Annotated in this window: 22 protein-coding genes; 11 read left to right on the top strand and 11 right to left on the bottom strand. The window is 64.4% G+C overall.

The features are described from left to right. The first annotated feature begins 63 nt into the window (after positions 1 to 63). Positions 64 to 585 carry a TIGR01244 family sulfur transferase gene (locus tag KKP04_RS04540; protein ID WP_215027415.1) on the top strand — a complete coding sequence of 174 codons (522 nt, stop codon included), beginning with the start codon at positions 64 to 66 and terminating at the stop codon, positions 583 to 585. A 5-nt stretch (positions 586 to 590) separates the two neighbouring features. Continuing rightward, positions 591 to 1,244 (top strand): 5,6-dimethylbenzimidazole synthase, encoded by a 654-nt coding sequence (bluB, locus tag KKP04_RS04535; RefSeq protein ID WP_251133900.1) that lies wholly within the window; start codon positions 591 to 593, stop codon positions 1,242 to 1,244. Positions 1,245 to 1,292: 48 nt separating this feature from the next. Here the strand turns inward: bluB and purL are convergent, their stop codons facing one another. After that, positions 1,293 to 3,506, bottom strand: a complete 2,214-nt coding sequence (gene purL / locus KKP04_RS04530; protein WP_215027408.1) for a phosphoribosylformylglycinamidine synthase subunit PurL — start codon at positions 3,504 to 3,506, stop codon at positions 1,293 to 1,295. Positions 3,507 to 3,742: 236 nt separating this feature from the next. Then, positions 3,743 to 4,150, bottom strand: a complete 408-nt coding sequence (locus KKP04_RS04525; RefSeq protein ID WP_215027406.1) for a hypothetical protein — start codon at positions 4,148 to 4,150, stop codon at positions 3,743 to 3,745. Between the two features lie 75 nt (positions 4,151 to 4,225). On the opposite strand from KKP04_RS04525, the gene KKP04_RS04520 reads away from it, so the two are divergent. Beyond that, positions 4,226 to 4,480 (top strand): hypothetical protein, encoded by a 255-nt coding sequence (locus KKP04_RS04520; protein ID WP_215027404.1) that lies wholly within the window; start codon positions 4,226 to 4,228, stop codon positions 4,478 to 4,480. On the opposite strand, the gene purQ is transcribed toward KKP04_RS04520, so the two are convergent. From purQ to purC, 3 genes are read right to left on the bottom strand one after another with little or no spacing between them, the layout of a single operon-like run. Beyond that, a complete protein-coding gene (gene purQ, locus KKP04_RS04515) occupies positions 4,477 to 5,160 on the bottom strand; it encodes a phosphoribosylformylglycinamidine synthase subunit PurQ (RefSeq protein WP_215027402.1) in 684 nt (227 codons plus the stop codon). The genes KKP04_RS04520 and purQ overlap by 4 nt on opposite strands. Continuing rightward, a complete protein-coding gene (gene purS, locus KKP04_RS04510) occupies positions 5,157 to 5,396 on the bottom strand; it encodes a phosphoribosylformylglycinamidine synthase subunit PurS (protein WP_215027400.1) in 240 nt (79 codons plus the stop codon). The genes purQ and purS overlap by 4 nt, the downstream gene beginning before the upstream one ends. 29 nt (positions 5,397 to 5,425) lie before the next feature. Beyond that, the gene (gene purC, locus KKP04_RS04505; RefSeq protein ID WP_215027398.1) at positions 5,426 to 6,202 is read right to left on the bottom strand and encodes a phosphoribosylaminoimidazolesuccinocarboxamide synthase; all 777 of its coding nucleotides are present in this window, start codon (positions 6,200 to 6,202) and stop codon (positions 5,426 to 5,428) included. Between the two features lie 282 nt (positions 6,203 to 6,484). Here purC and KKP04_RS04500 point away from each other — a divergent pair, with 282 nt between their 5' ends. Next, positions 6,485 to 6,808: a DUF1476 domain-containing protein gene (locus KKP04_RS04500; protein ID WP_215027396.1), complete on the top strand. Its 324-nt coding sequence runs from the start codon at positions 6,485 to 6,487 to the stop codon at positions 6,806 to 6,808. A gap of 64 nt (positions 6,809 to 6,872) precedes the next feature. Here the strand turns inward: KKP04_RS04500 and KKP04_RS04495 are convergent, their stop codons facing one another. Next, positions 6,873 to 7,946: an NAD(P)/FAD-dependent oxidoreductase gene (locus KKP04_RS04495; protein WP_215027389.1), complete on the bottom strand. Its 1,074-nt coding sequence runs from the start codon at positions 7,944 to 7,946 to the stop codon at positions 6,873 to 6,875. A gap of 14 nt (positions 7,947 to 7,960) precedes the next feature. Next, positions 7,961 to 8,281, bottom strand: a complete 321-nt coding sequence (locus KKP04_RS04490) for a 2Fe-2S iron-sulfur cluster-binding protein (protein WP_215027387.1) — start codon at positions 8,279 to 8,281, stop codon at positions 7,961 to 7,963. A gap of 446 nt (positions 8,282 to 8,727) precedes the next feature. On the opposite strand from KKP04_RS04490, the gene KKP04_RS04485 reads away from it, so the two are divergent. Continuing rightward, the gene (locus KKP04_RS04485; RefSeq protein ID WP_215027384.1) at positions 8,728 to 11,820 is read left to right on the top strand and encodes a hypothetical protein; all 3,093 of its coding nucleotides are present in this window, start codon (positions 8,728 to 8,730) and stop codon (positions 11,818 to 11,820) included. A 466-nt stretch (positions 11,821 to 12,286) separates the two neighbouring features. Then, on the top strand, positions 12,287 to 14,236 hold the full coding sequence (locus KKP04_RS04480) for a DUF4139 domain-containing protein (protein ID WP_215027382.1): 1,950 nt from the start codon (positions 12,287 to 12,289) through the stop codon (positions 14,234 to 14,236). Positions 14,237 to 14,381: 145 nt separating this feature from the next. Here the strand turns inward: KKP04_RS04480 and KKP04_RS04475 are convergent, their stop codons facing one another. Together KKP04_RS04475 and KKP04_RS04470 are read right to left on the bottom strand one after the other, a co-directional pair. After that, positions 14,382 to 15,782 (bottom strand): hypothetical protein, encoded by a 1,401-nt coding sequence (locus KKP04_RS04475; protein ID WP_215027380.1) that lies wholly within the window; start codon positions 15,780 to 15,782, stop codon positions 14,382 to 14,384. 185 nt (positions 15,783 to 15,967) lie between these two features. Further along, positions 15,968 to 16,753: a methyltransferase domain-containing protein gene (locus tag KKP04_RS04470; protein WP_215027378.1), complete on the bottom strand. Its 786-nt coding sequence runs from the start codon at positions 16,751 to 16,753 to the stop codon at positions 15,968 to 15,970. Positions 16,754 to 16,841: 88 nt separating this feature from the next. Here KKP04_RS04470 and gloB point away from each other — a divergent pair, with 88 nt between their 5' ends. The 5 genes from gloB (at position 16,842) to KKP04_RS04445 (ending at position 22,076) form a co-directional block, all read left to right on the top strand. Then, entirely contained in the window at positions 16,842 to 17,645 is an 804-nt protein-coding gene (gloB, locus tag KKP04_RS04465) for a hydroxyacylglutathione hydrolase (RefSeq protein ID WP_215027376.1), read from the top strand. A 51-nt stretch (positions 17,646 to 17,696) separates the two neighbouring features. Continuing rightward, positions 17,697 to 18,758, top strand: coding sequence for a DNA polymerase III subunit delta' (locus tag KKP04_RS04460; protein WP_215027374.1), 1,062 nt, complete (start codon positions 17,697 to 17,699; stop codon positions 18,756 to 18,758). A 48-nt stretch (positions 18,759 to 18,806) separates the two neighbouring features. Beyond that, complete coding sequence (metG, locus tag KKP04_RS04455) at positions 18,807 to 20,378, top strand: methionine--tRNA ligase (RefSeq protein WP_215027372.1); 1,572 nt, start codon at positions 18,807 to 18,809, stop codon at positions 20,376 to 20,378. A gap of 91 nt (positions 20,379 to 20,469) precedes the next feature. Continuing rightward, the gene (locus tag KKP04_RS04450; RefSeq protein ID WP_215027370.1) at positions 20,470 to 21,279 is read left to right on the top strand and encodes a TatD family hydrolase; all 810 of its coding nucleotides are present in this window, start codon (positions 20,470 to 20,472) and stop codon (positions 21,277 to 21,279) included. Beyond that, a complete protein-coding gene (locus KKP04_RS04445; RefSeq protein ID WP_215027368.1) occupies positions 21,276 to 22,076 on the top strand; it encodes an MBL fold metallo-hydrolase in 801 nt (266 codons plus the stop codon). Before KKP04_RS04450 ends, KKP04_RS04445 begins: the two co-directional genes overlap by 4 nt. A 21-nt stretch (positions 22,077 to 22,097) precedes the next feature. Here the strand turns inward: KKP04_RS04445 and KKP04_RS04440 are convergent, their stop codons facing one another. Both KKP04_RS04440 and KKP04_RS04435 read right to left on the bottom strand, forming a co-directional pair. After that, entirely contained in the window at positions 22,098 to 22,565 is a 468-nt protein-coding gene (locus tag KKP04_RS04440; protein ID WP_215027366.1) for a MaoC family dehydratase, read from the bottom strand. Between the two features lie 163 nt (positions 22,566 to 22,728). Continuing rightward, a complete protein-coding gene (locus KKP04_RS04435; protein ID WP_215027364.1) occupies positions 22,729 to 23,691 on the bottom strand; it encodes an L-threonylcarbamoyladenylate synthase in 963 nt (320 codons plus the stop codon). Positions 23,692 to 24,104: the final 413 nt, after the last annotated feature.

Below are 24,104 nucleotides of genomic sequence, written 5' to 3'. Positions count from 1 at the left end.
GCTGTGGTCGCTTCATCAAAGTGCGCTATATAAGGGCTACCGTCATCGCAAAGGGAGTTCCCCGTGATCTGTGAAGCCTGTTTAGGTATCTACCTACTTTCGACCGTGGCTCAGGCCGACCTGGCGCGCCCCGCCGACGTCCTTCTCGTTGCGGACAAGGGCGTTTCTGTCCCGGCAAGACAGTTGACGGAAAAACTCTCGGTTGCGCCGCAAATCCGCGTTGAAGACATCCCGGCCTACGCCGCGCAAGGCATCGAGACCATCATATCGAACCGGCCCGACGGCGAGACACCCGACCAGCCGACCTTCGCGGAAGTAAGGAAAGCCGCCGAGGCAAACGGCATAAAGGCCATCCACATCCCGATCACGAGCGCGAGTTCGATTTCAGACGCGGATGCGGCGGCGTTCGGTAAGGCGCTCGACGAGAGCAAAGGCAAGACGCTGGCGTTCTGCCGCTCCGGCACGCGCGCCACGCTTCTCTGGTCTCTCTCTCAGGCCGGGAAGCGTCCGACGCAGGAGATCATGCAGACAGCGGCGGAAGCAGGCTACGATGTCAGCCCGATCCTGACGCGTCTGGAGAAGTGAGGCGAATGCGGCCGGACATGGGAGCGGCGCCTGTTTTCGACGAGGACTTCCGCGCCAGGCTTGAGGAACTCATCGTGTGGCGGCGCGACGTGCGGCGCTTCCGGACCGACCCGCTGCCCGCTGGCGCAGTCGAGCGCCTTCTTGGCCTTGCCTGTCTCGCGCCTTCGGTCGGCCTCAGCGAGCCGTGGCGCTTCGTGCTCGTGGAAAGCGACGACAAGCGCAGGCTTGTCGCCGCCAATTTCGAGGACGCAAACGCGGAGGCCCTTTCGTCGTACAGCGGCGAACGCGCATCGCTTTACGCCTCGCTGAAGCTGGAAGGCATTCGCGAGGCCCCCGTTCAACTTGCCGCTTTCGCTGAACCGGACCCGGAAAAGGGCCGCACCGTGGGCCGTCGCACCATGCCCGAAACCGTCGCCTATTCGGTGGTCGCCGCGATGCACACGATGTGGCTTGCGGCGCGCGCCGAGGGCATCGGCATGGGCTGGGTATCGATCCTCGACCCCGTCCGCGTGGCGCGCGATCTGGACGTGCCGCCGCACTGGCAGTTCATCGGTTATTTCTGCATCGGCTACCCGCTGGAGGAGGCGAGCAGTCCAGAACTTGAGCGCGTGGACTGGGAGCGGCGCACCGACCCCGCGACTGTCGTCGTTCGACGCTGAATCGGCTCGCGTTGGGGGCGATCCGGCGTCGCCCGCGAGCCTGCCGCGCTAACGCCTTCCGCTCATATAGGTCGGGAACCAGTCCTCATGGAGACGGCCCAGGTCGGTGAGCGCCACCGGCTTTTCGCCGCCGATGGCGATGGCATCGCCGCCGACTTCGGCCACGATGCGCGCGGGAATGCCGTCCGCCTTCGCATCGTCGAGCACGCGCGCCGCTTCACCGCGCGACAGGCCTACGAGATAGCGGCCTTGCTCTTCGCCGAAAGCGGCGGCGTGAGGTGCGAGCCACTCCGCCCGCGCATAGGTCAGCCCGCGCTTGCCTGCGAGCGCCATCTCGGCGAGCGCGACGAGCGTGCCCCCGTCGGAAATGTCGTGAACCGTCGACGTGACGCCTGCCTCGACAAGGCCGCGCACGAAATCGCCCGCCTTCTTCTCGGCGGCGAGATCGACGGGCGGCGGCGCACCTTCGACGCGGCCGGTCGCCTGCTGCTGCCAGAGCGATTGCCCGAGATGGCCTGTTTCCGCGCCGACCAGCACCACGATTTCGTCGCCGGGCTTCAACGCCACCGTGGCCACGCGCGAGACATCCGCGATGAGACCGACGCCGCCGATTGCGGGCGTGGGCAGGATGCCTTCGCCGTTCGTTTCATTGTAAAGCGACACGTTGCCGGACACGACCGGGTATTCCAGCGCGCGGCAGGCTTCGCCCATGCCCTCGATGGCGCGCGCGAATTCGGCCATGATCTCCGGGCGCTCGGGATTGCCGAAATTCATGCAGTCGGTGATCGCAAGCGGCTTGCCGCCCGCTGCCGTTATGTTGCGCCACGTCTCGGCGACGGCCTGCTTGCCGCCCTCGAACGGGTCCGCGTAGCAGTAGCGCGGCGTCACGTCGGTCGTGAGCGCAACGGCTTTGTTTGTGCCATGAATGCGCACGACGGCGGCGTCCGAGCCGGGGCGGACCACCGTATCGTCCATCACCATGTGGTCGTACTGCTCCCAGATCCAGCGGCGCGACGCGAGGTGCGGCGAACCGATGAGCGCGACGAGCGCATCGCCGAGGCTGTTGGGCGCGGGCACGTCCTCCGCGGGAACGATGGCGGGGACGGATTTCGGCGCGATGGGCCGATTATACATCGGCGCTTCGTCCGCGAGAATGCCCGTCGGCAGGTCGGCGACCAAGGCGCCCTTGTGGCGCAGCACGAGGTGGCCGGTGTCGGTCGTCGTACCGATGACCGCGAAGTCGAGTTCCCATTTGCGGAAGATGCGCTCGGCCAGCGGCTCCGAGCCGGGACGCAGCACCATGAGCATGCGCTCCTGGCTCTCGGAGAGCATCATCTCGTAGGCGGTCATGCCTTCCTCGCGCTGGGGCACGAGGTCGAGGTTCAGTTCGATGCCCGAGCCGCCCTTCGCCGCCATCTCGACGGACGATGAGGTGAGGCCCGCCGCGCCCATGTCCTGAATGGCGAGGATCGCGTCTTCGGCCATGAGTTCGAGGCAGGCTTCGAGCAACAGCTTCTCGGCGAAAGGGTCGCCGACCTGCACCGTTGGGCGCTGCTCCTGCGAATTGTCGTCGAACTCGGCGGACGCCATGGTTGCGCCGTGGATGCCGTCGCGGCCGGTCTTCGAGCCGACATAGACCACGGGATTGCCCGCGCCCGCCGCCGCCGAATAGAAGATGCGGTTCGCGTCCGCGAGGCCGACGCACATCGCGTTGACGAGGATATTGCCGTTATAGCGCGCGTCGAAATTCGTCTCGCCGCCCACGGTCGGCACGCCCATGCAGTTGCCGTAGTCGCCGATGCCTGCCACGACGCCCGCCACGAGATGGCGCGTCTTCGCGTGGTCCGGCGCGCCGAAGCGCAGCGCGTTCAGCAGCGCGATTGGCCGCGCGCCCATGGTGAAAACGTCGCGCATGATGCCGCCGACGCCCGTCGCCGCGCCCTGATAAGGCTCGATGAAGGACGGGTGATTGTGGCTTTCCATCTTGAAGATGATGGCGTGTCCGTCGCCGATGTCGATCACGCCCGCGTTCTCGCCCGGCCCGCAGATGACGTGCGGCCCGGTCGTCGGGAGCTTCTTAAGCCACACGCGCGAAGATTTATAGGAGCAGTGCTCCGACCACATCACCGAGATGATGCCGAGCTCGGTGAGGTTCGGCGCGCGGCCGAGCTTCTCGCAGGCGAGGCGGAATTCATCCGCGCCCATGCGGTGGGCGGCGGCCAATTCTTCGGTGGCGATGATTGAGGTATCGGTGGCGGGCATCGAGATGATCCTGTACGCGGGCCGCTTGACGGCGCAACCCATCTCCCCGCTGGGCGGGCATGCCCGGACTGGAGGCGAGGTCTCTTCTTCCAACGTGAGACAACCCGCACCCAACGGAGTGGGCGGTTGTCCGCAAAGACACAAATCGCCCCGACGCATTTCGCCCGGACGATCGAAGCATGACGCATGGCCGGGGACGAGCCCGGCCATGAAGGAGGCAATCCGCGTGGCAGGCGTCAGACGGCGCGTTGCTCGCGGTCGAGTTCATATTCGGCGACGCCGACCTTCAGCATGTCATAGGCATCTTCGAGGAATTCCTCCTCGTCCATGTATTCGACATAGCTCGGGAAATAGCCCGTATCGTCTTCGTCGTCCGCGTCTTCGGAGGCGCCGGCCGCCTGAAAGGTGATGCTGCCGTCCTCGTGGATATAGACGTTGGCAAGCGTCTCGCTGTCCGGCTTGTACTTGATCTGAACGATGGGATCGCCCTCGGCTTCGGCGAGAACAAAGTCCAGCCGCTTCGAGGCGATCTGCTCGTTCAGGCGCTCGACGAGTTTCGCGGCGGTTTCGCGGCGAGCCTCGGGGTCGAGCTTGGCGGTCTGCATCTCGCGCTTCACTTCATCAACTTCGTCGTCGAAACTCATGATGGCGATCCTTTCGCTGGAGCGGTTGACCTTGGACGCAAAAGTTCTGGCTCGCTAGAGCCGGGTCCGGTCAGGTTGACCAACCTGATCGGTGAATCCGTCTCTAAACTTCAAAGAAGAGACCGTTTTACCGATCGGATTGCGATTCCTCAGATCGGAACGGGCTCTGGTCGAGCGAATTCGATATTTGAGTCCAGCCTGCCACACGCTCGCTCTCAAATGTCAAATTCAAAGCTCCACGAAAAACAAATTCTTGCTGGCGATCTCTTGATTCCGGCATTCGCTCTCGAACTCGCTGCTGCGTTTGGCATACCGGAATCGGATCGCTAATTCAAAGTCCGTGTAAGGGATTCGAACAGTCGGCGGCCATCGATACCGCCGAGCGCGGCATCGGCTGCGCGTTCGGGGTGCGGCATGAGCCCCATGATACGCCCGGAGCGGTCGATAAGGCCGGCGATGTCGCGACGGGAGCCGTTCGGATTCCCGCTTCCGCCATCGGCGTCCGGCGCGTAGCGAAAAACGACCTGTCCTTCGCCCTCGATCCGGTCCAGCGTCTCGTCGTCGGCGAAATAGGAGCCGTCCTTGTGCGCGATGGGGATCGTAACGCGTTCGCCTTGCGTGTAGGCGTTTGTAAACGTCGTGTCCGCGCGCTCGACCGTCAGGTCCACATTGCGGCATATGAAGTTGAGGCCGCTGTTACGCATCAGAGCGCCGGGAAGAAGCCCCGTTTCCGTGAGGATCTGGAAGCCGTTGCAGATGCCGAGCACGGCGACGCCGCGCGCCGCTTCGGCCTTCACCGCGCGCACGACGGGCGACTGCGCCGCCATCGCGCCCGAGCGGAGATAGTCGCCGTAGGAAAAGCCGCCCGGCAACACGATGAGGTCGACCTTCGGCAGGGCCTCGTCGCCATGCCAGACCATGGCGGGCTTGACGCCAGTCACCGCTTCGAGCGTAACGGCGGCGTCGCGATCGCAGTTCGAGCCGGGAAAGACGATGACGGCGGCCTTCATAGAAGCTCGACCCTGTAGTTTTCGATGACGGGGTTCGCGAGGAGCTGGCGGCACATCGCGTCGAGTTCGGTTTTCGCCGCCGCCTCGTCCGCCGCCTTCAGCTCCACTTCGATGAGCTTGCCCTGACGAACGTCCTCGACGCCGCCAAAGCCGAGCGAATGAAGCGCGTTCGCAATGGCGCGCCCCTGCGGATCGAGCACTCCGTTCTTGAGGGTTACGGTGATGCGCGCTTTCATTTCGTCTCCGCCATGGTCTTCAAGTTTTGCTATTTCGATTGCACGAGCACCGGGCCTTTCGGCTTCGGCGTGGGGTTGTCGACGAGAATGCCGAGCCGCCTTGCAACTTCGGAGTAGGCTTCGAGAAGCCCGCCCAGGTCTTGACGGAAGCGGTCCTTGTCGAGCTTGTCTTTCGTCTCGATGTCCCAGAGGCGGCAGCAATCGGGGCTGATCTCGTCGGCGAGAACGATGCGCACCTGCCCGTCGGGATCGTAGATGCGGCCGAACTCGACCTTGAAGTCGACGAGGCGGATGCCGATTCCGAGGAACAGTCCGGAAAGGAAATCGTTGATTCGAAGCGCGAGCGCCATCATCTCGTCGATTTCCTGCGGCGCGGCCCAGCCGAACGCGGTGATGTGTTCTTCCGTCACCATCGGGTCGTTCAGCTTGTCGGCCTTGTAGTAGAACTCGATGATGGAGCGCGGAAGCTGCATGCCCTCTTCGAGACCCAGGCGCTTTCCAAGCGATCCGGCGACGACGTTGCGCACCACGACTTCGAGCGGGATGATCTCGACCTCGCGGATGAGCTGCTCGCGCATGTTGAGGCGGCGGATGAAGTGCGTCGGCACGCCGATTTCGTTCAGGCGGCTGAAAATATACTCGGATATCCGGTTGTTCAGCACGCCCTTGCCCTCGAAGCGCTCGTGCTTCTGGGCGTTGAACGCGGTTGCGTCGTCTTTGAAGTGCTGGATAAGGGTGCCGGGTTCCGGCCCTTCATAAAGAACCTTCGCCTTTCCTTCGTAGATGCGGCGGCGGCGGTTATTCATGGGAGACCCCCTTCTCGTGAAGGAAATTATCAAGGCGGATGTCATTTCGGTACTTCAAGCGCATATTCGATGCGTTGTCACGCGTCCACACGCAAAGGGCAGGCAAAACGCACCGAGGCCCGAATCCAGATCGATTCCAATTTCTGCGGGTGGCCATGTTGACTTCGAGCCAACGGACGCTATCCATGCTACAGTAATTCACGCAAGGCATTCATCAAAGATGGCTTCGCGGGCGCCACTGTTAAAGGGCCTCGCAAAGTGGCCGAGGGAGGCATCCTGACCATGACGACATTCGACGACCGCGAAAACGCATTCGAAGCCAAATTTGCCCGCGACGAGGATCTGCGCTTCAAGGCCACGGCCCGGCGTAATCGCTATCTGGGCCTCTGGGCGGCGGAACAGCTCGGGCTTTCCGGCCCCGACGCCGACGCTTACGCCAAGGACGTGATCCGCGCCGACTTTCTCGAACCGGGCGACGAGGACGTGATCTCGAAAGTTCTGACGGACTTCAAGGCGAAGGGCGTGGCCGTGGACGACAAGGCGCTTCGCCGCAAGCTTCTCGAACTCACGGGGCAGGCGCTCGCCGAGATCGAAGCCGGGAAATAGGCTCCCAAGGCCGGACCACATCGAAACGCCAAAATGTCCCGCGAGAGATCGCGGGACATTTTTATTAAATGACGCCGAGCTTCCGCTGAAGGCTCGACGATGACGTCGTATACTGGAAAACCGAACGCTTGCCGGGAAAGACGATCTTCTGCGCCGCCTGCGCCATGAGCGCCGCTTCGTGAAAGCCGGACAGGATGAGCTTCAGCTTGCCGGGATAGATGTTGATGTCGCCGATGGCGAAGATGCCCGGTTCAGATGTCTCGAACCGCGCCGTATCGACGGCGATCTGGTTTTCGTCGAGGTTCAGCCCCCAATTGGCGATGGGCCCGAGCTTCATCGTCAGCCCGAAGAACGGCAGGAGCCGCTCGGCCTCGACATCGTATTCCAGCTCGACGCCACCCACCGGCCCGCGGATCGTGACCGAGCGCAGCGCGCCGCCATCGCCGTTCAGCTTCGTGAGTTGACCCTGGATGAAACGGATCGAGCCGACCGCGAGAAGCTCGCGCAGCTTGTTCACCGAATCCGGGGCGGCGCGAAACTCGTCGCGGCGGTGGATCAGCGTCACGCTCTTCGCCACCGGCTGAAGGTTCAGCGTCCAGTCGAGCGCGGAGTCTCCGCCGCCAGCGATCACAACCGCCCTGTCGCGGAATGCGTCGATCTTGCGGACGGCGTAAAAGACCGACGCGCCCTCGTAAGCCTCAATCCCCGCGAGGGGCGGGCGCTTCGGCGTGAACGAGCCGCCACCCGCCGCGATAACGACCACCTTCGCTCGAAACCGGGTGCCGAGGTCGGTCTCGACCTCGAAGCCGTCGTCGGTCTTCCTGAGCGATTCGACCCGCTGGCCGAAATGAAACGTGGGTTCGAACGGCCGCGCCTGTTCCAGCAGCCGGTCCGTGAGCGCCTGCCCCGTGATCGTCGGATGTGCCGGAATGTCGTAGATCGGCTTCTCGGGGTATAGCTCCGCGCACTGGCCGCCGGGCTTTTCGAGGATGTCGATCACATGCGCCTTGATGTCGACCAGTCCGAGTTCGAACACGGCGAAAAGGCCGACCGGTCCGGCGCCGATGATGAGCGCGTCCGTCTGGATTTCCGCCGGCTCACCGCCCGCGCCCGTGCCGACAAACATATCCAACACCATTTCCCCCGCCTGCATCAATTCTGGAATTCTGGAATGCGCACGACAAGTCCGTCAAGCTCGGGCTTGAGCCGGATCTGACAACTGAGGCGGCTCGATGCCCGCACGTCGAACGCGAAGTCGAGCATGTCCTCTTCCATTTCGGAAGGTCCCCCCGTCTTCTCCTTCCACATGTCGTCGACATAGACATGACAGGTCGCACAGGAACAGGCGCCGCCGCATTCGGCCACGATGCCCGGAACGGCATGCTTGACCGCCGTCTCCATCAGCGTCTGGCCCGGCTCGCCGTCTACCGTGTGAACCGTTCCGTTATGTTCGATGAACGTGACCTTTATCATGCCCGCAAAATCCCTTGGCGTGTTCTTCTGTGTAGGAGAGATGGGTAAAGATTTTCGGCCGCCAATCGCGCTCATGAGCCTTCGTGCCGCAATCCGACGCTCAAGGTCGGAAGGTTGTCTTCCGCCCTAAAAAAACCTGTGGTTTTCTCGCGCGCAGCGCATCGGTGTTCATCCTGGCGGCTCGAATCGCACTATGACACTCGATAATTCGTGTTGTTTCGGTGGAAAAGTTTCCATTCGCGACTAAAACTGTGTCTCTTCAGGTAACCTTTTTTTAGCCTCAAAAGTCCGTTAGCCAAGCTACTGGTTAGAATTTTGTGACGCTTATTCGGAGCGTTTTGAGGGGCTATGACGATCTGCCTGGAGTTGATGCGTAGCGTCGTAAGTTGTGTTTTTTGCGACGCAGGCGGAATCTCGATCACACCATATGCTGTCAGGACGGCCTGATGAGTCAAAAACAAGCGATCTCTCAGACGCCCATCGACCTCAAGCCTGAGGACGAGGCGAACGAAAAGGTCACCGGCGGCAACGCTTCCGACAAGAACACGGCTGCCCACGGCGCGGATACCAGGCCGCCGAACCGCGACGGCCAGCAGCCTGTTTCCCGAAGCGGTCAGCCGCGCCGTATGCAGCCCGATTCCGACGACAATACCGTCCACATCGCTTCCAACACGCCTACTCGCACAGGCGGCGGAAAGCGCGTCGCTGCGCGTCCGGCCAACGACGACATGCCGTCCATCGGCGGTCTCATCTATGCCCTGCAACAGCGTCCGTCTCGCTCTCCCTTCGTGATCGCGCTCATCGCGTCGGGCGTGTGGTTCGCGCTCGGGATGCTCGTCTCGTGGGCCGTTTTCCAGAAAAGCTTCGACGGCGCGGAAACGACGGCGGACATGATCGCCAATCCGGCCGTCTTCGGCGTGGTTGCCACGGTCGTCATTCCGATCGCTCTGTTCTGGTTCCTTGCCATCCTCGTCTGGCGCGCGCAGGAACTTCGTCTCATGTCGTCGGCGATGACCGAGGTCGCGGTGCGGCTCGCCGAGCCCGACCGCATGGCCGAGCAGTCGGTCGCCTCGCTGGGCCAGACGGTCCGCCGTCAGGTCGCGGCGATGAACGACGCCATTTCCAGGGCGCTCGGCCGCGCCGGCGAACTGGAAGCCCTCGTCCATAATGAAGTCGCGGCGCTCGAACGCTCCTACACGGAAAACGAGAACCGTATCCGCAACCTCATCAACGAGCTTGCGAGCGAGCGCGAGGCGCTGGCGAACAACAGCGAGCGCGTCAGCGAAGCGTTGCGCGGCATCGGCTCGCAGGTGACGCGAGAGATCACGGCGGCCAGTGAAAAGGCGACGCAGTCGCTCGGTCACGCCAGCAACACCATGACGGAGGCCTTCACAACCCGGGGCCAGAAGATCACGGCCGCTGTCACGGCAGCGGGCGTTGCGATCGACGAGAAGCTTGCCGAACGCGGCGCGCGCATCACCGACCAGCTTACGAAGCATGGCGCGCAGGCTGCGGAAGCGCTGCGCATTTCCAGCCTCGAAGTCACGCGCGCGATTCAGGAGACGTCCGACCGCACCGCGGCTGCGATTTCCGCCAAGGGCAACAGCCTTGTGACCTCGGTCATCGGCATGAGCGAGCGCGTCGGCCGCGAAATTCCCGTACTTCTCGAAAAACTCGGCACGGAACAGACGCGCCTCAGCGGCATCATCGACGGCGCGACTCGGAACCTCGCGGCGCTCGAAACGGCACTCGCGGAGAAGACGCAGTCTCTCGATGCCACGCTGACAGACAAGACCTCCGTTCTCCAGACCGTGTTGAGCGAGCATTCGCGCTCGATCGACACGACGCTCGCCGAGCGCATTCAGGGCCTTGAGACGATCCTTTCGCGTCGCACGCACAATTTCGAGGTCAACCTGTCGGAGCGCGCCAAGCAACTCGACCAGGCGCTCGCCGCACGCACACAGGCGCTCGAAACTTCCGTCGGCAAGCATTCGACGAATATCCGCGAGACGCTTGACAAGCACTCCGGATCGATGGAGCACATGCTGGCGCGGCAGGCTTCGTCAATCGAGCGCGCGGTCACGTCGAGTTCGGTCAATATCCAGCGCGCGGTCGAAGAACTGGCGGCTCGCTCGAACACCGGGTCCGAGGCTCTGTCCAATCAGGCTCGCGTGCTCAAGGAAGTGTCCGCCAACCTCGTTTCGCAGCTTGGCGGCCTGACGAAGCGCTTCGAGGATCAGGGCAACGCGCTTGCCACCGCATCGCGCACCTTCGAAATGTCGAACGCAAAAGTCGACACTATGATGGAGCACCGGCAGGTCGCCTTCACAAAGCTGATGGAGACCCTCTCCACCCGCGCGACCGAACTCGACCGCATGATGAACAGCTACTCCAACATGCTGGAGCAGTCTCTCAGTCAGGCGGAGCTTCGCGCCCGCAAGGTGACCGAGCTGCTGGCCAAGGATTCTGCGGAAAAGTCTCAGGTCGCCATCCGCGAAATCGAGCGGCTCCGCGTCGATGCTCAGGAGCATACTCAAAAGGCGGTGTCGGAGTTGCAGGCCAACTTCACGTCGCTTTCGGATCAGGTTTCGAGTCAGCTTACCGCGCTGTCGTCGAAGTTCTCCGATACGACGCGCGTGGTTCGCGACAACACGCGGCGCGCGTCGGTCGATCTCGAAACGGCTCAGAACGAGCTTCAGCGTCACGCCAAAGGTCTGCCGGAGACGGCCAAGCAGAGCGCGGGCGCGATGCGGCGAGCGCTTCAGGATCAGCTTTCAGCGCTTGACGCGCTCTCCGATCTCGCCAATCGCCATGCCTATGCCAGCGCGGTATCCACACCCGAGCGGCGCGAACCGGTTCAGCAGCAACTGCCGCCTCAGCAGGATCCCTCTTTTGCAGCGCCACGCCAGGGCTACGACTACGGTCAACCACCGGCCGAGAAGGCGCTTTGGTCCGAGCAGCCGCCCGTGCGGCAGCCACTGCCCGACCCCGCTCCGGTGCAGCCGCAGCCTCAACCGCAGCCGGTCCAGACCGTCTATCAGGAGCCCCCGGCGAGCGAGCGGCGCGGCAACTGGAGCCTTGGCGACCTGCTGGCGCGCGCTTCCGAGGACGACGGCAGCTATTTCGACAAGGACGAACAGGCGGAGCTTCCCGGATCTTTCGCACCACGTCCCGCAGCCGCTCAACAAGCTGGAGACTTCGGTTCCGACTTCACGATGACCGACATCGCGGCGTGCATCGACGAGCGCCGCGTCATGGAAGTGTGGCAGCGCCTGAAGCGTGGGGAAACGGACATCCTGAAGCAGCGCGGCTTCTATAGCCGACCCGCTCAGGGCGTCGTAGACCGCGTTCTGAGGCGCTACGAGACGGACACGACCTTCCGCTCCATCGTCGAACGCTACCTCGGCGATTTCGAGAAGATGCTTCAGGATTTGAGCCGCAGCGACCCGCGAGGCGGAAGCGTACAATCGAGGCTGGCTTCGGAGGAAGGGCGCATCTACTTCGTGCTGTCGCACATCAGCGGCCGCCTCGGCGGCTAGAGAGCGCCAGCGCGCCACGACCAGGCGGCGCCAAAGTGAAGTCAGTGAGACTTGTTCGGCGCGGTGGCAGACTTTCTTTCCAGCCTGATTTTTAGGGTGCCGGACGCCGCGCAGTAACGTGGTGCGATCCGGCATCGGACTGTTCGCAGCGCGATTTTCGAAAACCTCGGCAGATCAGCCTGCCTCCGGTCGTGCCCGATTTGACGCGGGGAAGCTGTCCGCCCCCCGCAACTCCGGCACGCCACGTCCGACGTGTGGCACCGCGCTGGAAGCTTCGCCTTCTGCCCCTGCGTCCGAAGCCGGCGGGCCTCCCCGAACGTCACCAAAACGCCGCTCCCTTCCAGCGTTTCGCCCCAGTCGCACCCGATTTGCGGAGCATCCTTGGCGCCGCGTTCTTCTGTGCAATTGCTGGATAGAAAAGATGAAACCGTTCTTCGTAGCTGCGCTATTTGCAGGACTTTCAACCATGGCGGAAGCGTCGGAACTGCCCTTGAAGCGCGTCGTGCTGTCTTCCAGCGGGCTCGCCCAATTCACACACGCGGGCGAGGTCGCGCCCGGCGCGGCCTTGACGCTACCTGTCCGGGTCGATCAGGTCGACGACGTGCTGAAAAGCCTGACGCTTTTTACCGCACCGGGCACGCTCGGCGCCGTCAGCCTGCCAGGAAAGACCCCGCTCGCCGAACTCTTCCGCGACCTGCCGTTCGATCAGTCCGCGCTCGCGTCGCAAGCCGCGCTCCTCGATGCGCTTGTCGGCGCGGAGGTCGAGATCGAAGGCAGCGTGAACGCCACGGGCCGCATCTTCCGCGTCGAAGACGAAACGGCGCAGCTTCCGAACAATGGCGGCGTCGTCAGACGGCATCGCCTCACCCTCCTGACGCCGAAAGGGATGGTTCAGGCCGTCCTCGAAGACCTGACCGCGCTGCGCTTCGCCGACCCCGCCACGCGCGCGCAGGTCGACAAGGCGTTGACCGGCCTCGCGGGCAACCGCGCGAAGGATCTGCGCACGCTCTCGATTTCGCTGACGGGCGATGCGAAGGCGGCGGCGTTCAGCTACGTCGTCGCGGCGCCGGTGTGGAAGACGGCCTATCGCCTCGTGCTGCCGAAGGATGGCGGCAACGCGCGTCTGCAAGGCTGGGGCGTGCTCGAAAATCTCACCGGCGGCGACTGGAAGGATGTCGAATTGACACTCGTGTCGGGCAATCCCGTCGCGTTGAAGCAGCAGCTTTACACCGCCGTGTTCGTCGACCGGCCGGAAATCCCTGTCACCGCCGGGGTGCGGATCGTGCCCAGGAAGGATGAAGCCGAGGCGCGGAAATCGATGCGTGCGGGCGCTCCGGCTTATCGCGCCGCGCCCGCGCCGATGGCCGCCATGGCGAAAGCCGATGGCGAGGCGGACGCCTATTTCGCGCAGTCGCTCGGTTCAGCCGCGAAGGCTCCCGATGCGGAGGAAGCGGCAACGCAGGTGCTCTATCGCTTCCCCGGCAAGGTGACGCTCGCCTCCGGCTCCACGCTGATGGTGCCCTTCGTCGATGCCGATGTCAGCGCATCGCGGACCTTCATCTATCAGCGCGATACGAACGAGCGTCATCCGCTGGCCGCGGTGCGCCTCACAAATGACGGCGCTTCGGCGCTGCCGGGTGGCATCATCACGGCATTCGAGACGGGCGGCGACGGCGCGGCGAATTTCGCGGGCGATGCGCAGCTTCCGCTTCTGCCGAAGGGAGCAACGCGCTTTGTGACCTTCGCGCTCGACGGTCGTACCGACATTCGCCGCATCGATCATGGCGTGAAACGCGCGCGGCTCGGACGGGCGGTCGCGGGCACGCTGACGCTGACCACCAAATCGCGCTGGGCGATCGATTATGAGATCACGCCGCCCGCCACCGAGGATCGCGAAGTGGTCATCGACGAACCGCGCGCCGATGGCTGGAAGCCGCTGGATGCGAAGGACGTCGAGGAGACCGCGACCCGGCTTCGCCAGAAGGTGAACGCGCCCACAGGCAAGACGACGCGGACGACGCTCTCGCGGGAGCGTGTCGATCAGGAAACCGTCGTCCTCACGTCGCTTTCGCCCGACGAGATCGTGGCCATGCTTTCAGGCCTTGAGAATGCATCGCCAGCGCTGAAGGATACGGTTGCGAAGCTCGGCTCCGTCGTCGACACCCTCGCCAAGCTTAACAACCGCAAGGAGGAGATCGATGGCGAGCGCAAGAAGATCGCCGACGATCAGGACCGCATCCGCAAGAATCTCGCGAGCGTGGGGCAGGGAACAGACCTCGGCCGACGCTATCTCGATCTTCTGAAGACTCAGGAGGATCGGCTTGCGGCGTTCTCGACGGAAGAGCGGAAAATCGAAGGCGACATCGCCGCCGCAAACCGCAAGGCCGAGGAGATCGCGGAAACGCTGGTGCTGTAAATCCATCCCCGCGTCGGCCAGGTAAACACGCCGCCAGATAGCCGGAGCCTTTCGTTTCGCGGTTCGCTCGAAAGGCTCCGGGTCCGGAACGTGCAAGGGCCGATGCTGCGCCGGGCTTCAGACGACGCCTGGCCGAGGCGGCGCATCAGAACCAGCCGCACCTGCCATGGCTCCAGGACGTCGCGCACAAAGCGGCATTCGACAGGAATGACCCCACGGGAGCGTGCATGAGCGAGAGAAGCGCGCCCGTCCCCATGATGATCGCTACCGTCGCCGCAGCCGCTACGAGATACCAGAGCCGCGCGAGAATCAGCGTGATCTTCACCGGCCCCTGCTCCTGCTCGGTCAGGCTCACCTCGGGGTGATCCGAAATGCTCTGCGCCACCGTCCGCGCGCCGGGCGTGAAGCGCGCCAGCACACCGCTCAACCCGACGATGAGATGCATCGCCGCCGGTACGAGGGGCGTCATCAGCATGCCGGTCACGAACAGGCCTTCCGACCACGGCGCATAAAGTGCCTTGTTCATCAGCGCTTCCCAGTTGAAGCGCGGCAGATCGGCGGAGGTAAGCGCGAGGTTCAGGACTTCGAGCGTGTTGGGCAGAAGCAGCGCCAGAACGATCATAAGCAGCGCGCCCGACAGGAACGTCCCGGCGATCACGGCGAACACCGTGAACCGGCCCTTCAGGCTCGGTTCGGCGGACTCTTCCCTGCCGATGAGGGTTCGCGTCGCGGCCCAGGAGAGCCAGTCAACCGATGCGTTCGTAATCGGAAGCAGGATGAAGAAAAGGAACAGGAGAAAGGTGAACTCGCTCGCGAAAGCGAGCGCCGCGCCTGCCAGAAGCGCGACCGTGATCGAGAACAGCGCAGCGCCCGCCAGCGCGAACGCCATGGTAAGCCCAAAGGCGAGCGCGAATCCGCCTGCCATCGCCCCCAGTACAGAGGTCGCATTGTTCTGATGCCCGGAAAAGGCGGACGCCACCGCGAAGGCGATGGAAAAGGCGATCATGAAGGCAAAGCCGCCGAGCATCACGCGCGAGATGGTCTGCGCGAGCGCGCTGTCGCCGCCGAATGTGGTCCAGGCGTGCTCGATCAGGCGCACGAGGTTACGGAAGGCCACGAGGATCACCGACGCTATCACCGTGAAGGCGGCCGCGAAGACGAGCACCTCAAGCAACGAGATGCGCTCGATCGCGATCCCGTTCGTGAGGAGCGCGAGGGTGAGAAGCGAGATCGGGAAAATGAACGCGATGGCGAGGCAGCGCTCGAAGGACTGCCCGCTGAACGGCGCGCCGAACCAGTCGTCGAGCCATTCTCCCAGCCGCCGGACGGTCACCAGCCAGGCATTGAAGGGAGACGCCGCGCCAAGGCGATCCTTGAGCGCCATGCGGTCGGGATAGCTCGCAAGCTGGCTCGACAGCGAGCGGTCGGGAAACGGCAGGAGCCACGCAAGCACCGTTGCAAGCAGCGCTATGAGCGCGGCCATAACGGAGATCACGCCCCATCCCTGCCAAACTGCCAGAGAAACGCCTGCGTCTGCCGGTTGCATGCGTCCGTCCCCTCTGTTGCCCCGCGTTTTCGTTAGCAACCCGCAAGGCCCGGCGCAAGCTACGCCTGCGCTTCTCGCAGCTTATCTTCGCGGATGATGTCGGCGCGCGTCTATCGGCATGGCGGACGCGCGCGGGGCGGCCTTCGCCGCCGCCATAAAAGGCGCACAGGCGGTATGGAAGGCAGTCAATCGGCCGGCAGTTCGACGTGGAGGCCCGGCGACCGAGGCTTTCGGTCGGGATGGCGACGGGCCGGACTCAGCCCGTTCAGCGCGGGAATCGCCCCGAAGGCGGGCTTCTTCACCGAAACGCGCACCTCGGCATAAGCCATCTTCACCGCTTCGACGATCAGCACGCCCGCGAAAGCCGGCCAGAGCCGCGCGCCGACGCGCTCCCACCCGCTCGCGGCGAAGGGCAGATAGCGGGCGCGAAGGGGCGGCGCGAACAGGCACGGAGTTACGCCCGCCGGCTCGAACAGCGCATCGCGCAGCAGGTCTTCGATCTGGCGGAGGCTGTAGGGTCGCCCATGCCCGAACGGCGTCGATTCGAAGCGCGCCCACGCGCCGCGACGGTTCGGCGCGACGAGGATCAGGCGGCCTTGCGGCATCAGCACGCGCCAGATTTCGCGCAGATAGTCGTGCCGGGCGTCGACATGTTCAAGGCCGTGAACCACGAGCACGCAATCCACGGACTTGTCCCGCATCGGAAGCTCGGTGTCGGACACAAGCGCCGCGCGGAAAGGCCCTTCGCTCGGCCATTGAACGGCGCCCTGCCGATATGGCATCAGCGCGGCCGTGGTCCTTGCTTCCGCAGAAAAAGCGCGAAGGTACGGAGCGGCATAGCCAAGCCCCACGATATCGAGTCCGCTCACATCATCCCATCGCGCGCGCAAGCGATGGTCGATGATGCGGCGCGCGAGCTGGCCGAGGGGCGAGGCGTAAAAATCCCTGAGGTGCGAGACATCGTCATACATAAAATCGAACCAGCATTTCGTCTAACCGGGTTTAACGCGCGGGTGGCTTATCCTAAGTGTTGGTGATCCATATTGATCAGGTGCAGCAATGTCTCATCTCGAAGTTCGACTGTTTCCCTGTCTAAGCGACAATTTCGGCGTTCTGATCCACGATCCGGTCACGGGGGTCACCGCTTCCATCGATGCGCCCGACGACGAGGCCGTTCGCGGGGAACTCGAAAACGCGGGTTGGACGCTGACGCATATTCTCGTTACGCATCATCATTGGGATCATATTCAGGGACTTCAAGCCCTCAAGGGGGAGACGAATTGCACGATCTACGCCCCCGCGCGCGAAGCCGCCGAAATCCCCGTCCTCGATGTCGAGGTGCATGAGGACGACCGCATTCCCTTCGGACGGTTCGAGGTGGAGGTGATCGAGACGCCGGGGCACACGCCGGGGCATGTCGCCTATTTCATCCCCGACGCCATTCAGGCCGAGATCGCGGGACAGAAAAGCGGGCTGGCCTTCGTTGGCGACACGCTCTTTTCGGTCGGATGCGGCCGCGTGAACGACGGGCGCTATTCCGACATGTGGCATTCACTCGAAAAGCTGATGCGCCTGCCCGAGCGCACCCTCATCTATGTGGGCCACGAATATACGCAGTCGAACGTCAAGTTCGCGCTTTCCGTCGAGCCGGAGAACATCGCGCTGCACAAGCGCAAGGAGGAGGTCGACCGGCTGCGCGCGGACGGCAAGCCGACGCTTCCGGTCACGCTCGCCAGGGAGTTCGAGACGAATCCGTTCCTGCGCCCGTTCAGCCCCGAAATCCGCAAATCTCTCGGCATCGGCCCGGACGCTTCCGACGAATCCGTTTTCGAGGAGCTGCGGCGGCGCAAGGACCGCTTCTGAGGCAACGCACCGAGGCGCGTCCGTCGGCGCCGACAGGTTTCGAAGGGCACCATGGCAAAGCGCAAGGCTGGCGAAAGCGAAGCCGACGCGGGCGATCCGCTGCACCCGAGGCTTGCCGGCGAGCTGTTCGGTCACGATGAGGCCGAAGCGATGGTCCTGCGCTCGTTCAACGCGGGCGCGCTGCATCATGCCTGGCTCATCACCGGCGAGCGCGGCATCGGCAAGGCGAGCTTCGCGTGGCGCGCCGCACGGTTCCTCCTGAGCCGCGACGGCGAGGGCGGCGCAGCGGATCGCGCCCCGGCAACCCGCCTCGACGTGCCGTCGAACCACCCGGCCGCGCGGCAGATCGCGGCGGGCGCACATTCCTCGCTGTTTTCGCTGGAGGCTGGCGGCGCTTCGGCCATCGGCGTCGACGAGGTGCGAAAGCTTCGCGCTTTCTTGAGCCTCACGAGCCCCGGCGGATGGCGCGCCATGATCGTCGACCCCGCGAACGATCTCACCATCGCGTCGGCGAACGCGCTGCTGAAAGCTGTGGAGGAGCCGCCGCCGCGCACGGTGTTCTTCCTCGTCAGCCACGGCGCCGCCTCCGTGCTGCCGACGATCCGCTCGCGCTGCATCAAGCTCGCGCTGCGCCCGCTCGACGCCGCGCCGTTCGCGTGCGCGGTGGAAGCGGCTTGCGCCCGCGCCGGTCTCGATGCGCCGGACACGGGGCAGATGCAGCGGCTCCATGCGCTTTCGGGCGGCTCGGCGGGACGCGCGCTCAACCTCATCGGCGGCGGCCTTCTGGCGCTCGCGGACAAGCTTGAGCGGGTGATGGACAGGCTGCCCCGCCTCGACCACGCCGCCGTTCACGATCTCATCCGGTCGGCGAGCGGCGCCAAGAACGCCGAGACCTTCGCGAGGCTGTGCGACCTCATTGAAGAACGCATCGAGGCGCGCGCGAAAAGCGCGGCGCAAGGCGCGGGCTGCAATACAACGGAAGCCGCGCTGTGGGCCGTCGCGTGGCAGGGCTTCCGCGAGCGTCGCCTCGAGACCGATGTGCTCAATCTCGATAAAGGAGCCTTTCTGTTGGCGGCATTTTCCGATATGGAACGTATTGCCAGAAAGGCGTGAGCTTCCGCCATTCAACGTGCTTTCCCCGCCATCCCCGACCATTGCGCCATGACAGAACACCAAAAACCGCATTACACGATCACGACGGCCATTTCCTACCCGAACGGCGAGCCCCACATCGGCCACGCCTACGAGGCGGTGGCGACTGACGCGATGGCGCGCTTCAAGCGGCTGGACGGGCACCCCGTGTTCTTCCTGACGGGCGTGGACGAGCACGGCCTCAAGATGAAGCAGACGGCGATCAAGGAAGGCATCACGCCGACCGAGCTTGCCAACCGCAACACCGCGAAATTCGTGGAGATGCTCGACCAGCTCGACGTATCCCACGACGATTTCATCCGCACGACAGAGCCGCGCCACTACGAAGCCGTGGCGGAGATCTGGCGGCGCATGGAAAAGGCGGGCGACATTTATCTTTCCGGCTATCAGGGCTGGTATTCGGTGCGCGACGAGGCTTTCTACGCCGAGAGCGAGACTGTGCTTGGCGGCAACGGCATCCGCCTCGGGCCGCAGGGCACCCCCGTCGAGTGGACCGAGGAACAGACCTACTTCTTCCGTCTGTCGAAATACGAGAAGAAGCTACTGAAATTTTACGAGGACAACCCCGGCTTCATCATGCCGCCGGAGCGGCGCAACGAGGTGGTGAGCTTCGTCAAGGGCGGCCTGCAAGACCTGTCGATTTCGCGCACGACACTCGACTGGGGCATCCCGGTCCCGGGCGCGCCGGGCCACATCATCTATGTCTGGGTCGATGCCCTGACGAACTACATCACGGGCGCGGGCTTTCCGAAAATCCGCTCGAAAACATGGAAAGAGCGCTGGCCCGCTCAGGTGCATGTCATCGGCAAGGACATCACGCGTTTTCACGCGGTCTACTGGCCGGCGTTTCTCATGTCCGCGAAGCTGCCGCTGCCGGAGCGCGTCTTCGGCCATGGCTTCCTGTACAATCGCGGGGAGAAGATGTCGAAATCGACCGGCAACGTCGTCGCGCCGAAGGATCTCGTCGACGCTTACGGTGTCGATCAGGTGCGCTATTACTTCCTGCGAGAAGTGCCGTTCGGTCAGGACGGCAACATCACGCATGAGCAGATGGTGAATCGCATCAACGCGGACCTGGCGAACGACCTCGGCAATCTGGCGCAGCGCTCGCTCTCCATGATCGCGAAGAATTGCGCGGGCGCGATCCCGGAGCCGAGCGAGCCGGACGCCGCCGACGAGCCGATCCTCGCCGCATCCGCCGCGCTTCTCGAAGCGAACCGCGACGCCATCGACCAGCAGGCGCCGCACAAGGCGCTGGATGCGATCTGGAAGGTGGTCGCCGACACGAACAAGTATTTTGCGGTTCAGGAGCCGTGGGCGTTGAAGAAGACGAACCCGGCGCGCATGGGCACCGTGCTGTGGACGACGGCGGAAATCGTGCGGCGCGTGGCCATTCTCGCGCAGCCTTACATGCCGTCGTCGTCGGCGAAGCTGCTCGACCAGCTCGGCGTCGCGGCCGAAGATCGCAGCTTCGATGCGCTGGCGCGTCCGCTGACGGCTGGGACGAAAATCGCCACTCCACAAGGCGTCTTCCCGCGCTATGTTGAGGAAGAAGCGGCGAAGGCCGCAGCCGCAAGCTGATCCGTGAGACCGGCGCTTCTGCCGCTCTCATTCGACAGCATGCGTCGGCCGCGCCCGGCGTGGCCCGCAGCGGCAAGGACGGGTCAGGGACATGCTTGTCGATAGTCATTGCCATCTCGATTTCCCGGAATTCGAACCGCAGCGCGACGAGGTCATCGCGCGCGCCACGGAGGCGGGCGTTGGCCATATGGTCACGATCTCGACGCGGGTGCGGAAATTTCCCTCCGCCGTCCTGCCGATTGCCGAGCGCTACCCCGAGGTAACGTGCTCCGTCGGCACGCATCCGCATTACGCGAGCGAGGAACGCGGCATCCCGCTGCCCGACATCGTCGCTTTTGCGCGCCATCCGCGCGTCGTTGCCATCGGCGAAACGGGCCTCGACTATTTCTACGACAAGAGCGCGCGCGACGATCAGCACACCGTCTTTCGCAAGCATATCGCGGCGGCGCGGCAAACCGGCCTGCCGCTCGTGATCCACACGCGCGATGCCGACGAGGATACCGCCGCGATCCTCACCGACGAGATGGCGCGCGGGCCGTTCAAGGCGCTGATGCATTGCTACACGAGTGGACGCGCGCTCGCCAAAACCGCGCTCGAACTCGGCTTCTCCATCTCGTTCTCAGGAATTCTCACCTTTCCGAAGTCGGGCGAATTGCGCGAACTGGCGGCGTCCGTGCCGCTCGACCGCCTGCTCGTCGAGACGGACTCGCCCTATCTCGCGCCGCCGCCCTATCGCGGCAAGACGAACGAGCCGTCCTTCGTGAGGTTCACGGCCAGGGTGCTCGCCGAGACGAAGGGCGTGAGCGAGGCGGACCTTGAGCGCGCGACCACCGAAAACTTCTTCCGCCTGTTTGCGAAGGCGAAGGTCGCGGCGTCGCAAGTCGGGGACGGGGCGCCATGACGCTGCGCTTCACCATCCTCGGATGCGGCTCGTCAACCGGCGTGCCGCGCGTCGGCAACGACTGGGGCGCGTGCAATCCCGCGAACCCGAAGAACCGGCGGCGGCGCAGTTCGCTGCTCGTGGAGCGCATCGGCGAGAGCGGGCGCACCGTGGCGCTGATCGACACGTCGCCCGACATGCGCGTGCAACTTCTCGACGCGGGCGTGAGGCAGCTCGATGGCGTCGTCTACACGCACGACCACGCCGACCACACGCACGGCATCGACGACCTGCGCATGCTGTCCTATATCCAGCGCCGCCGCATCGACCTCTGGGGCGACCGGCGCACAATCGCCCTCTTGCGCCAGCGCTTCGACTACTGTTTCGAGACGCCGCACGGTTCGAGCTACCCTGCCATTGTCCAAGGTCACGTGATCGAAAATCACGCGCCGGTGACTATCGACGGCCCCGGCGGCCCGATCGTCTTTCAGCCTTTCCGGCAGATCCACGGCGACATCGACTCGCTCGGCTTTCGCGTCGGCGGCCTCGCCTACTCCTGCGACTTGAACGACCTGCCGGCCGAATCGCTGCCCATCCTTCGCGATCTCGACGTGTGGATCCTGAACACGTTGCGCTACACGCCGCATCCCAGCCATCTCACGCTGGAAAGGGCGCTGGCGTTCATCGACGAGATGAAGCCGAAGCGCGCGCTGCTGACGCATCTCCACATCGATCTCGATTACGACGATCTGGCGTCGCGGCTTCCCGCGAATGTGGAACCGTCGGTCGACGGCATGGTGCTGGAACTGGAAGGCTGAACGCGCGACAGCGACCGGCGCTCACCTGTCTCCCGGCGCGTGGCCGCGCTTGAACGCGAGGTTCTTGGTCGTCAGGATCTGGACGGTTTCGCTTTTCTGGTTTGTCGTCTCCATGCGAAACGTGATGATCCCCCGGTTCGGCTTCGAGGCCGATGGCGTCACGTCGATCACCTCGACGACGACGGATAGTTCGTCGCCCGGGCGCACCGGCCTCGTCCATGAGACCTCCGCGCCGAAGCCGACCCAGCCGCCCGCCATCGCGGGGCCGTTCTCGACCAGCAGGCGCATGGTGAGGCCGATCGTATGCCACCCGCTCGCGGCGAGCCCCTTGAAAATGGTATGCTTCGCCGCTTCCGGGTCCGTGTGGAAGGGTTGCGGATCGAATTCCTTGGCAAACGCGACGATCGCTTCCTCGGACACGCGTATCGGCCCCGCAGAGAATTGCCTGCCAACATGGAAATCTTCCAGATAAAGCAACGTATCAGGCATCGTACGTTCTCCCCGCCCTTCATTTGCCCCGGAAAATAGACCGGTCATCCGCGCGCAGCAACCGGCGCGGCTCTTTGATTTGTGGACCGCGCAAAAAAGGCATCACATCTGCGGAGCCGGGTTCGCTGCGGAGTGCGCGACGGGCGGAACTGTCCAGAGGCTTTCAGCTCTCCGGCGCGGGCGCGGGTTTGGGGGCGGCTGCGCGGCGGAGACGGTCGTTGATGGCCTCGCCAAGCCCGGTTTCGGGGATCGGCATGATGGCGATGCGGGCGGGGTTCTCGGCGTCGAGCGCGCGCAGGCAGGCGAAGAGGTTCGCGGCGGCCTCGCGCAGATCGCCCGCGCGGCTGAGATTGGGTGCGCCCTCCGGCGCGGCGGGGCCGAACCCCAGCAGGGTTTCACCGGGCCTCGCCTCTCGCGCATTGAGCCGCACGCTCGCATTCGGCGCGTAATGGCTCGCAAGCTGCCCCGGCGCGGTGACGCCGTCTCCCTCGGCACGATCCGCGAGCGCCACGCCGAGCGCGGCCTCCACATGCTCCCGCGCGACGGCGCCGGGCCGCAGCAGCGTCGGGCGCGGCTTCAGCGCGACGATGGTCGATTCGAGCCCAGCTTCCGCCGCGCCGCCGTCGAGGATCATGTCCACGCGTCCGCCGAGGTCTTCGGCGACGTGCGCCGCGCGCGTCGGGCTGATGCGCCCGGAGATGTTCGCGCTCGGCGCAGCGACAGGGACGCCCGCCGCTTCGAGGAGCGCGCGCGCGACCGCGTGGCGCGGCACGCGGATCGCCACCGTATCGAGCCCCGCCGTCACGAGATCGCTCAACGGCTGATCCGCGTCGCGCCTCATCGGCAGCACCAGCGTCAACGGTCCCGGCCAGAAGCGCGCGGCCAGCGCTTCGGCTTCGGCGTCGAACACCGCGAAACGCCGCGCGGCGGCTGCGTCCGGGACATGCACGATCAGCGGATTGAAGCGCGGGCGCCCCTTCGCCTCGAAGATGCGCGCGACCGCCACGCCGTTCGTCGCGTCCGCCCCGAGGCCGTAAACCGTCTCCGTCGGGAATGCCACGAGGCCGCCCGAGCGAAGGATGCGCGCCGCCTTCTCGATCGCCGTTCCGTCGGCGTTCTCGATCATCGTTGTTACCTTGTTCTGGAGCGACGCCTATCAGGCAATGGCCGCAGCCTCTCAGAGATTGATAGTTCATGCCGTCCTCGTTTCATACGAGGCGAGGGCAATTGCACGCGTTCAAACCGTTTTCTTCCCGATGGATTGGGGAATCAGCTCGTCGGCGTCAAGAAAACGCCGCCCTGATGGCGCCCACCTGCAACAAGTACGAGACGGACCTCACATAATAAATGCTGGATGAGACCGGCAAGGAGAGCCGCCGACGGCGCTGGCCGGGCTTCGCAGCGCCGCCGCCGCCTTTTTTGCCGCGCCTGCGCTTTCGGGAACGCGGGCCTCGCTCAACCATTGGAAAGAGCCGTGCCGCCGCCGATGTAGATAACGCGGCACAGGCAATCGCACCGCCGTCAACAAATTTGCGAAAA

The organism is Rhodomicrobium sp. Az07, from assembly GCF_018619475.1.
Classification (GTDB): domain Bacteria; phylum Pseudomonadota; class Alphaproteobacteria; order Rhizobiales; family Rhodomicrobiaceae; genus Rhodomicrobium.
The sequence above is the reverse complement of the archived record's forward strand: the minus strand, read 5'-3'. Positions and strand labels throughout refer to the sequence as shown.

What these genes read in the sequence shown, in the direction of transcription:
- KKP04_RS04495 (WP_215027389.1), bottom strand. Translation starts at nt 7,946, where the DNA reads ATGGTGTTGGATATGTTTGTCGGCACGGGCGCGGGCGGTGAGCCGGCG.
- KKP04_RS04460 (WP_215027374.1), top strand. Translation starts at nt 17,697, where the DNA reads ATGGCAAAGCGCAAGGCTGGCGAAAGCGAAGCCGACGCGGGCGATCCG.
- KKP04_RS04485 (WP_215027384.1), top strand. Translation starts at nt 8,728, where the DNA reads ATGAGTCAAAAACAAGCGATCTCTCAGACGCCCATCGACCTCAAGCCT.
- KKP04_RS04440 (WP_215027366.1), bottom strand. Translation starts at nt 22,565, where the DNA reads ATGCCTGATACGTTGCTTTATCTGGAAGATTTCCATGTTGGCAGGCAA.
- purL (WP_215027408.1), bottom strand. Translation starts at nt 3,506, where the DNA reads ATGCCCGCCACCGATACCTCAATCATCGCCACCGAAGAATTGGCCGCC.
- KKP04_RS04445 (WP_215027368.1), top strand. Translation starts at nt 21,276, where the DNA reads ATGACGCTGCGCTTCACCATCCTCGGATGCGGCTCGTCAACCGGCGTG.
- purQ (WP_215027402.1), bottom strand. Translation starts at nt 5,160, where the DNA reads ATGAAGGCCGCCGTCATCGTCTTTCCCGGCTCGAACTGCGATCGCGAC.
- KKP04_RS04490 (WP_215027387.1), bottom strand. Translation starts at nt 8,281, where the DNA reads ATGATAAAGGTCACGTTCATCGAACATAACGGAACGGTTCACACGGTA.
- purC (WP_215027398.1), bottom strand. Translation starts at nt 6,202, where the DNA reads ATGAATAACCGCCGCCGCCGCATCTACGAAGGAAAGGCGAAGGTTCTT.
- gloB (WP_215027376.1), top strand. Translation starts at nt 16,842, where the DNA reads ATGTCTCATCTCGAAGTTCGACTGTTTCCCTGTCTAAGCGACAATTTC.
- KKP04_RS04450 (WP_215027370.1), top strand. Translation starts at nt 20,470, where the DNA reads ATGCTTGTCGATAGTCATTGCCATCTCGATTTCCCGGAATTCGAACCG.
- KKP04_RS04525 (WP_215027406.1), bottom strand. Translation starts at nt 4,150, where the DNA reads ATGAGTTTCGACGACGAAGTTGATGAAGTGAAGCGCGAGATGCAGACC.
- KKP04_RS04435 (WP_215027364.1), bottom strand. Translation starts at nt 23,691, where the DNA reads ATGATCGAGAACGCCGACGGAACGGCGATCGAGAAGGCGGCGCGCATC.
- KKP04_RS04470 (WP_215027378.1), bottom strand. Translation starts at nt 16,753, where the DNA reads ATGTATGACGATGTCTCGCACCTCAGGGATTTTTACGCCTCGCCCCTC.
- KKP04_RS04475 (WP_215027380.1), bottom strand. Translation starts at nt 15,782, where the DNA reads ATGCAACCGGCAGACGCAGGCGTTTCTCTGGCAGTTTGGCAGGGATGG.
- metG (WP_215027372.1), top strand. Translation starts at nt 18,807, where the DNA reads ATGACAGAACACCAAAAACCGCATTACACGATCACGACGGCCATTTCC.
- KKP04_RS04480 (WP_215027382.1), top strand. Translation starts at nt 12,287, where the DNA reads ATGGCGGAAGCGTCGGAACTGCCCTTGAAGCGCGTCGTGCTGTCTTCC.
- bluB (WP_251133900.1), top strand. Translation starts at nt 591, where the DNA reads ATGCGGCCGGACATGGGAGCGGCGCCTGTTTTCGACGAGGACTTCCGC.
- KKP04_RS04500 (WP_215027396.1), top strand. Translation starts at nt 6,485, where the DNA reads ATGACGACATTCGACGACCGCGAAAACGCATTCGAAGCCAAATTTGCC.
- purS (WP_215027400.1), bottom strand. Translation starts at nt 5,396, where the DNA reads ATGAAAGCGCGCATCACCGTAACCCTCAAGAACGGAGTGCTCGATCCG.